Source organism: Streptomyces africanus (assembly GCF_002150735.1).
GTDB lineage: Bacteria > Actinomycetota > Actinomycetes > Streptomycetales > Streptomycetaceae > Streptomyces > Streptomyces africanus.
In genome coordinates this window covers 450-2,331 of the sequence record NZ_MUKA01000680.1, presented here as the reverse complement: position 1 = coordinate 2,331, position 1,882 = coordinate 450, and the positions used below count along the sequence as shown (strand labels likewise).

Annotated in this window: 3 protein-coding genes; 1 reads left to right on the top strand and 2 read right to left on the bottom strand. The window is 74.0% G+C overall.

The features are described 5' to 3' along the window. On the top strand, positions 1-620 hold a 620-nt coding region (locus CCL05_RS43360; RefSeq protein WP_208641764.1), incomplete at its 5' end, for a rod shape-determining protein. A gap of 35 nt (positions 621-655) precedes the next feature. Here the strand turns inward: CCL05_RS43360 and CCL05_RS43355 are convergent. Together CCL05_RS43355 and CCL05_RS43350 are read right to left on the bottom strand one after the other, a co-directional pair. After that, positions 656-1,609 carry a sensor histidine kinase gene (locus CCL05_RS43355; protein WP_086565914.1) on the bottom strand — a complete coding sequence of 318 codons (954 nt, stop codon included), beginning with the start codon at positions 1,607-1,609 and terminating at the stop codon, positions 656-658. Then, positions 1,606-1,882, bottom strand: a 277-nt coding sequence (locus CCL05_RS43350) for an STAS domain-containing protein (protein ID WP_086565915.1), incomplete at its 5' end; no start/stop codon positions are given. The genes CCL05_RS43350 and CCL05_RS43355, both read right to left, overlap by 4 nt.

Sequence of the window (1,882 nt, the reverse complement as noted above, 5' to 3'; positions counted from 1 at the left end):
ACGGGCAGTCCGCCGCCGTCGGCTGCGGACTGCCCGTGGAGCAGCCCGAGGCCACGATGATCATGGTGTGCGGTGCGGCGGCGACGCAGGTGGCGGTGCTGTCCCTCGGCTCGATCGTCACCGCCGAGCGCATCCCGGTGGGCGGCGAGGCCGTCGACCAGGCGATCGTGCAGCACCTGCGGCACGAGCACGAGCTGATGCTGCCCAGCCAGTCGGTACGGCCGTTGCAGCTCGCCCTGTCCGGCAACGGCCTCACCCCGCACGGCCCGGCCTCGACGGAGATCCACGGGCGGGACGTCGCCACCGGCCTCGCCCGCTCCGTCCAGGTCGACACCGCCGCCGTACGGGACGCCATCCAGACGCCGCTCACCGCCATCCTGGACGGCATCGGCAAGGTGCTGCGCTCCTGCCCGCCCGACCTGGTCGCCGACCTCGCCGACCGGGGCATCATGATGGTCGGCGGCAGTGCGCTGCTGCCGGGCCTGGACCAGATGCTGCGTCAGGCGACCGGGATGCCCGTGCACATCGCCGAGCGCCCGGACGTGTGCGCCGTGCAGGGCCTCGGCGCGATGCTGGAGGGCAGGATCGAACCGCTGGCGCTGGATCCGCTGGGTTCCTGAGCCGCCGGGGTACGAGGCCCGCCCTCGACGGTCCCTCAGCGGGCGAACCAGCAGCGCACGGTCGTCCCGCCGTCTCCCCGGTGCAGCCGCACCAGGTCGGCGATGAGATTCACCAGCAGCAGCCCGCGCCCGCCGCGCTGGTCACGGGGCACGGGCCGGCGCCCGGCCAGCGGGTCCGCGAGCCGCCCCTCGTCGCGCACCTCGCAGACCACGTACCCGTCCTCGGTCCACACCCGCAGCACCCCGCGGCCGCCGCCGTGCACCACGCTGTTGGTGGTGAGCTCGGCCATGGCGAGGGCCAGGTCGTCCAGCTTGACGCCGGTGAGCCCGAGCCGCGCGCCCTCCCCGACGGCCACGTGCCGGGCCTCGGAGAGCGAGCCGGAGTCGAAGGCGAACGTCAGCGCGTCCTGAACGGGCGGCAGCGCCTCGTTGTAGCGGTCGACGACGTCCCCGGGCGCGTACGCGTCGCTGCCCTGCTCCAGCCGGGAGCCGGAGGGGATGACGGTGGGATGGGTGGCGTAGGCGTCGGCCAGGACGTGCTCGGGGAGCCGCTCGACGTCGTACGGGCACAGGATGGTCGCCGTACGGCCCCGGAAGGCCGCGTTGATGAGCGCCTCGTGCTGGACGCAGGCGGGGTACTCGGTGTCGGAGCGCCCGGCCCAGATGGGCTCGCCGATGATCCGCACGCGGCGTCCGGGCGGCTGGGCGTCGGCGAACGCGCGTAGCACGCCGGGAATGATCCGCCCGGGGTTGCGGCCGGCCTCGCGCATGTCCAGCAGCCGCACCGACCCGGCGGACTCGCCCAGTGCGTCCCGGATCATCGCGAGGTTCTTGCCGGGCACGGCGACGGCCACGGGTTCGCCGGCCGCCAGGCCCTCGCGCACGAAGGGCACGGTGACGTCGAGGTACTCGGCCTCGTCGCGGTAGAAGAGCGCGGGATGGACGAAGGGCTCCAGGGGCCCGAAGGGTTCGGCGACGGGAGCGGTCATGACACCGACACCTCGATCCCGGCGTGGCCGGGCCACAGCAGGTCCAGCGTCCGCCGCAGGGCCGGCGGCGGCTGCCGCACCACGAACCGCCGGCCGTCCCCGAGCTGCCCGGCGGCCGTCGCGAGCGCACCCGCGCCCGCGACGTCGATGAACGTCACCTCGGACAACTCCAGGTAATACACGTCCTCATCCTCGCGAACGGCCTGCTCCAGTACGCCTTCCCAGATCGCACGTGTCGTCAGGACGACTTCGCCCGCCGCCCGGACACCCTGC

Excerpts from the sequence above, each read along its gene's own strand:
- CCL05_RS43355 (WP_086565914.1), bottom strand. The coding sequence starts at position 1,609 with ATGACCGCTCCCGTCGCCGAACCCTTCGGGCCCCTGGAGCCCTTCGTC.